Genomic DNA, 6,152 nt, shown 5'->3' with positions numbered 1-6,152 from the left:
GGATGGCAAGCCACCTCATCGCCAACTTCTCGTACTGCTACACGATCGAGCACGAGACCCTGGGCATGTACCTCCTCAATGAGCGCGAGCACGTACTGGACATGCTCGAACGGATCACCGGCAACCGGGTGAACACCGCGTACATGATCCCTGGCGGCGTCCGCTACGACCTGCGGCCCGAGGACGAGACGGTCCTCAGGGAGACCATCGACCTCCTCGACACAAACCTTACTCGCTACGCGAAGATGTTCGAGACCGGGCCGATGATCGCCCTGCGGAGCAAGGGCGTCGGTATTCTCACGAAGGACCAGGCCCTCGAAGCCCATGCCGTCGGGCCGACGGCGCGGGCCTCAGGCATCGCCGTGGACCAGCGGACCCATCACCCGACATACCAGAAACTCGGCTTCTCCCCGATCGTGCGGGACGAAGGGGACAACTACGCACGGATCATGGTGCGGTTTGCCGAACTCCACCAGAGCATCGGCCTCATCAGGCAGTGCCTGGACAGCCTGCCCGAAGGGCCGGTACGGGGCGGCGGCATCTGCAAGGGCGGAGAAGTGCGCTACTCGGGCGAAGCGCCGCGGGGCGAACTCACCTACTTCGTGAAAGCCGACCGCTACGGGCGGGTCGAGGAGATCGCCATCCAGACACCGTCGATCATGAACATCGACGCCTGCACGCACTACATGCTCAAGGGCGTCACCTCGATCGCGGACGTCACCTCGACCTTCATCAGTTCAGACCCGTGCATCGCGTGCAATGAGAGGTGAAAGGCATGGGAATCTCGATCTTCTGGTATCTACGCGAATTTCTCCGGGCCGAATGGCTCAAGAATTTCTTCTTCGTAAAGACGGCGCCCCTCGTTGACCCGCCGTACTTCAGGGGATACCCGGCCCTCACCGGGAAGGAGTGCACCCACTGCCTCGCCTGCATGATGATCTGCCCGACGCCAGGCGCGATCGAGGTGCTGCGCGACGGCGAGACCTGGACCCCGCACATCTATCCGGGCCACTGCATCAGGTGCGGCCTCTGCGTCGAGGCCTGTCCCGAGGACGTCCTGGACGCAGGAAGGGTGCTGGAGACGCAAACACGCGACCGGACCGACATCACGGTGCGGTACCAGGTGACGGTGAAGCCCGAGGCCTGCGTGCGGTGCGGCAACTGCGTCGTCGCCTGCCCGGTGAACAAGGAGGCCGACCCGCAACTCGCCGCGGGTGGCACCTCGGCAAACGACGAGGTGATCATGAAGATCCACCGGGGCAACCTCTGGGTGGTCCATGAAGAGAAGTGCACGGGCTGCAAGACCTGCGAGAGTGTCTGCCCGACAGACGCCATTGCGATCGCACGGGTCGCCGAAGGGCGGCAGGGGGCGCAAGAATGAGGTTCCTCTTCAACACCGGCAGGACGGCGGCGCAGGGCATCGGGCTCGACAGGAAGGCCGGGGCAGAGTATGCCGAAGCGACCTCCCGCTGCCTGATGAACCCGGTCGATATGATGGACCTCGACGTCGAGGCCGGGGACCACCTCCTTGTGAGGGGACCGGCGGGCGAGGTCGCCCTCTCGGTCGTCCCGGTCGAGGGGACGCCCCGCGGCATGGTCTTCGTCCCTCTCGGCCCCTATGCAAACCATATCCTCGGGGGCGAGACCCACGGGACAGGGATGCCTGACTTCAAGACCATGACAGTCGAGATCGAACCGACGGAGAGAGAGGTGCCGACCGTGGCCGACCTGATGGAAGAGATCGGCGGGGCGGCCTATTCCCCGGAGGAAATGCCATGATCCACACCGACATGGTCTGCCCCTTCTGCGGCTGCCTCTGCGACGACATCGTCGTCGAGACCGAGGGGAACGCGGTCGTGCGGGTGGACAATGCCTGCACCCTCGGTACCCACAAACTGATGAACGCCTCGATGGACCGCCTGAAAGGCCCGATCATGCGGGACGGCGCGGGCTGGCGGGACGCCACCTATGACGAGGCGATCGAGTACGCCGCCGGCGTCCTCCTCGACGCCGACCGGCCCCTGCTGTACGGCTGGTCGAGCACGCAGGGGGAGGCACAGGGCCTCGGCGTCTCCATGGCCGAACTCCTCGGCGGCGTCATCGACTCGACCACCTCGGTCTGCCACGGCCCCTCTATCCTGGCCATCCAGGAGGTGGGCCATCCGGGCTGCACCCTCGGCCAGGTGAAGAACAGGGCCGACCTGATCGTCTACTGGGGTTGCAACCCGACCGAGGCCCACCCGCGGCACATGAGCCGGTACACCACCTATGCCGACGGTTTCTTCCTCCAGAACTCCTTCAGGGAGAGGAAACTCATCGTCGTAGACATCAGGAAGACCGAGACCGCGAGCATCGCCGACGAGTTCGTGCAGATCACACCGGGCGGCGACTATGCGGTCTTCTCGGCCCTGCGGGCGATCGTGCGGGGGCGCGGCGACGTCGTGCCGCCGACCGTCGCCGGCGTGACGAAGGAACAGCTCGAACGGATCGCGGAGATGTGCAAGAGTGCGAAATTCGGCGCCTTCTTCTTCGGCGTCGGGCTGACCATGGCGCCGGGCCGATACAAGAACGTCAGGAATGCCATCGAACTGGTGGACGAACTGAACAGGTACACGAAGTGGACCCTGACGCCCCTGCGGGGCCATTACAATGTCTACGGCTCGAACGAAGTCTTCACCTGGATGACCGGGTACCCGTACGCCGTCGACTTCTCCCGGCAGATCGCCTTCTACAACCCGGGCGAGACGACGGCGGTGGACATCCTGGCGCGGAAGGAATGCGACGCCTGCCTTATCGTGGCAAGCGATCCCGGCGCCCACTTCCCGCGGAAATGCCTGGAACACCTCACATCCATCCCGACGGTGCTCATCGACCCGGCGCGGACGGTGACGACGCCCCTCTGCCGGTGCCAGATACCGACGGCCGTCACCGGCATCGACGCCTCGGGCACGGCCTACCGGATGGACGGCGTTCCGATCCACGTGAAGACGTTCCTGGACCTTGGCTATCCCACGGACACGGAGGTCATAGGCCGCATCTTCGAGAAAGTGCAGGAGGTGAGACATCCATGAGCGAGTTACTCGTCAAAAACGCCTATGTGATCGACCCGATAAACCGCATCGACGGCGAGGTCATGGACATCGCCGTCAGGGACGGCCGGATCGTCGAGGACGTCGGCCCGAAAGCGACCGTGATCGATGCCGAAGGCTGCCTCACTCTCCCCGGCGGCGTCGACTCCCACACCCATGTCTGCGGCACGAAGGTGAACTTCGGGCGGTACATGAGCCCGGAGGACATGCGGGCAGGGAGGGAGGCGCGGCGCGGGGTGAAGCACGCCACGTCAGGCTACTCTGTCCCGACGACCTACGCGAACTCGTACCGCTACGCCGTCATGGGATACACCACCCTCCTCGAAGGGGCGATGGCGCCCCTCGAAGCCCGCCACACCCACGAGGAGTTCTCGGCCACGCCCCTCCAGGACATGATGGCGAACACCCTCTTCGACGGGAACTGGGGTGTTATGAATGCGATCAGGGACGGCGACCAGGACAGGGTCGCCGAGATCGTCGGCTGGACCCTCTCCGCGGTGAAGGGCTTCGGGATCAAACTCACCAACCCCGGCGGCACCGAGGCATGGGGTTTCGGGAAGAACCTGACCTGCATCAACGACGAGGTCCCGAACTTCGGGGTCACCCCGATCGAGATCATCCAGGCGATGATCCGTGCCTGCGAGACCCTCCGCCTCCCCCACTCTGTCCACCTCCACTGCAACAACCTGGGCAACCCGGGCAACTACGCCTGCACGCTCGGGACCTTCAACCAGATCCCCGACCTCAACGAGAAACGCCAGACCCTGTACGCCACCCATGTCCAGTTCCACAGTTACGGAGGGTCCGACTGGAAGACCTTCTGCTCGAAGGCCGAACCGGTGGCGTACACGGTGAACAACAGGCCCCAGATCGTCATCGACATGGGGCAGGTGATGTTCGGAAAGACGACGACGATGACTGCGGACGGCCCGATGGAGTTCAACCTCTATCGCCTCCACCACGACAAGTGGTCGAACCACGACGTCGAACTGGAGACGGGGTCGGGGATCATCCCGGTCTTTTACCGGAGAAAGAACCTGGTGAACTCGATCATGTGGGCGATCGGTCTGGAACTCGCCCTGCTGGTGAAGAACCCCTGGCAGTGCATGCTCACGACCGACAACCCGAATGGTGCTCCCTTCGTGAAGTACCCGGAGATCATCGCCCTCCTGATGAGCAAGAAGTACCGTGACGCCGAGTTCGCGACCGTCCACCCGGACACCGGGTCGAAGGTCGTCCTCCCGGCCCTGGACCGCGAACTCGACTGGAACGAGATCGCCGTCATGACGCGGGCAGGGCAGGCGAAGGCCCTCGGGATCACCGGCATCGGGAAGGGCCACCTCGGCCTCGGCGCCGAGGCCGACATCGCGATCTATCCGATACGGGTCGGGGAGGTCGACCCGGCGCAGGAGTACGGGAAGGTGATCGACGCGTTTTCCCGGACGAAGTACACGATCAAGAGGGGACGGCCGGTCACGCGGGACGGCGAGATCCTGGTCCACGGCGAGAACACGACGATCTGGGTCGACCCGAAGATGGGGCCAGGCCACGACATCGGCCACGACGCGGAGTTTGTGAAGATGTTCGACCGCTACTACTCGGTGCGCATGAGCAACTACCCGGTGCAGGACGAATACCTGAAAAGAAGCCTGCGTATGGAGACGGAGGCGGTCTTCTGATGCGGATCACTCTCTCGATGCGGGAGCGGAAGAACCCGTACATCCCCATCGAGGCCGAGAAGATCGTCCCCTCCATCCTCATGAAAGGGACGGACGTCACCGTCTACGAGGGGAACAAGGTGCGGCGCCTCGCCGATCTCTTCGAGATCGTCGTCGAGGGAGAGGCCGCCTCTGCCGACGAGGTCGAGGTCGTCCTCCGCGGCGACACCTCCCGCGTGAAACGGGTCGGCGAGTACATGGACGGCGGCAGGATCACGATCGAGGGGGACATCGGGATGCACTGCGGCAACTTCATGTCGGCCGGGACCATCGAGGTAAGGGGCAATGCCGCGGGATGGTTTGCCCGCGAACTCCGCGGCGGGACCGTCATCTGCCGCGGGAACACCGGCCACTACTGCGCCGCCGGGTACCGCGGCGAGAAGAAGGGGATGGCCGGGGGGAAGGTGGAGGTCTTCGGGGATGCCGGCGACTTTGCCGCCGAACACCTTTCAGGCGGCGAGGTGATCATCCACGGGAACTGCGGGGACATGCCTGGTGCCGAGATGAGGGGCGGGACGCTCACCATCGGCGGCGACTGCGCCCGCCCATGCGGGAATATGAAGGCAGGCACCTGCACGGTCCTCGGCACTGTCACCGGCATGGTCCCGACCTTCGAACGAACCGGCGAGACTGTCGGCCCTGACGGCAGAACCTTCACCGCATTTGTCGGGGATATCGCAAACAGAGGAAAGGGAAGACTTTTCATCAGGGATTTTCAATATCTGGAGTGATGATCCGGCACGAATGCGGTTATGAGGCGCCGTTGTACTGCAAAAAGTGCGGGCGCCCTCTCGAATATACCGAGCGCAGGGGGATATTCTGCTCCTATTGCGGGCGGCAGGTGACGATGCTCTGCCCGAAGTGCGGCAAGCGCTGGTGACTCAGATCATTCTGCTCCTGACCCACCGGGCGTACTCGGAACGCAATTTTCTTTTTTCCGCATCGTTCAGGTCTTTCCTGCCGGTGTCCTCAAGAAAATCCGCAAGTTTGCAGACGATGGTCTCCGCGTCGCGGTGGTCCTCGGCTTCAAGATAGACGGCGGACCGGGTCACGTCAATCACCTCGCCGCAGACATGGCAGAGTTTCCACCGCTGGTAGGGATCGACGTAGGTGAAGGTGAGGCACCCCGGACAGCGGATGACGTGATACATCAAGGGGAGATCGGCACTGCTCTGTGAAAAAGATTCCTCTCTGCACCGGAACAGGATGGGGGGTCTACCGTCACGCGGACAAAAGCGCAGCCGCCGAGTGTCACCCGGGCCATCCTGTTCCCGCGTATCCGGCCGTCCTACCAGCGCCAGAGGCGCCCTCTCTTTCCAGCAGCACCGCCTGTTCCGTGGACGAT

At 63.9% G+C, this 6,152-nt stretch carries 8 protein-coding genes; 7 read left to right on the top strand and 1 reads right to left on the bottom strand.

Features of this window, described 5'->3' with window-relative positions; genetic code table 11:
- The 7 genes from PHP59_RS10910 to PHP59_RS10880 form a co-directional block, all read left to right on the top strand.
- The coding region (locus PHP59_RS10910; protein WP_300166868.1) for a hypothetical protein at positions 1 to 770 on the top strand (770 nt) is incomplete at its 5' end.
- Positions 771 to 775: 5 nt separating this feature from the next.
- On the top strand, positions 776 to 1,381 hold the full coding sequence (locus tag PHP59_RS10905; protein WP_300166866.1) for a 4Fe-4S binding protein: 606 nt from the start codon (positions 776 to 778) through the stop codon (positions 1,379 to 1,381).
- Positions 1,378 to 1,779, top strand: coding sequence for a molybdopterin dinucleotide binding domain-containing protein (locus PHP59_RS10900; protein WP_300166864.1), 402 nt, complete (start codon positions 1,378 to 1,380; stop codon positions 1,777 to 1,779). The genes PHP59_RS10905 and PHP59_RS10900 overlap by 4 nt, the downstream gene beginning before the upstream one ends.
- On the top strand, positions 1,776 to 3,071 hold the full coding sequence (locus tag PHP59_RS10895) for a formylmethanofuran dehydrogenase subunit B (protein WP_300166862.1): 1,296 nt from the start codon (positions 1,776 to 1,778) through the stop codon (positions 3,069 to 3,071). The genes PHP59_RS10900 and PHP59_RS10895 overlap by 4 nt, the downstream gene beginning before the upstream one ends.
- The gene (locus PHP59_RS10890) at positions 3,068 to 4,768 is read left to right on the top strand and encodes a formylmethanofuran dehydrogenase subunit A (RefSeq protein ID WP_300166861.1); all 1,701 of its coding nucleotides are present in this window, start codon (positions 3,068 to 3,070) and stop codon (positions 4,766 to 4,768) included. The genes PHP59_RS10895 and PHP59_RS10890 overlap by 4 nt, the downstream gene beginning before the upstream one ends.
- Positions 4,768 to 5,538: a formylmethanofuran dehydrogenase subunit C gene (locus PHP59_RS10885; RefSeq protein WP_300166859.1), complete on the top strand. Its 771-nt coding sequence runs from the start codon at positions 4,768 to 4,770 to the stop codon at positions 5,536 to 5,538. Before PHP59_RS10890 ends, PHP59_RS10885 begins: the two co-directional genes overlap by 1 nt.
- Positions 5,538 to 5,687 carry a DNA helicase PriA gene (locus PHP59_RS10880; RefSeq protein ID WP_300166857.1) on the top strand — a complete coding sequence of 50 codons (150 nt, stop codon included), beginning with the start codon at positions 5,538 to 5,540 and terminating at the stop codon, positions 5,685 to 5,687. Before PHP59_RS10885 ends, PHP59_RS10880 begins: the two co-directional genes overlap by 1 nt.
- 1 nt (position 5,688) lies before the next feature.
- On the opposite strand, the gene PHP59_RS10875 is transcribed toward PHP59_RS10880, so the two are convergent.
- Positions 5,689 to 5,958, bottom strand: coding sequence for a DUF1922 domain-containing protein (locus PHP59_RS10875; protein WP_300166855.1), 270 nt, complete (start codon positions 5,956 to 5,958; stop codon positions 5,689 to 5,691).
- Positions 5,959 to 6,152: the final 194 nt, after the last annotated feature.

Source organism: Methanofollis sp. (assembly GCF_028702905.1).
In the GTDB taxonomy this organism is placed as follows: domain Archaea; phylum Halobacteriota; class Methanomicrobia; order Methanomicrobiales; family Methanofollaceae; genus Methanofollis.
This window is presented reverse-complemented; position numbering and strand designations above follow the sequence as displayed.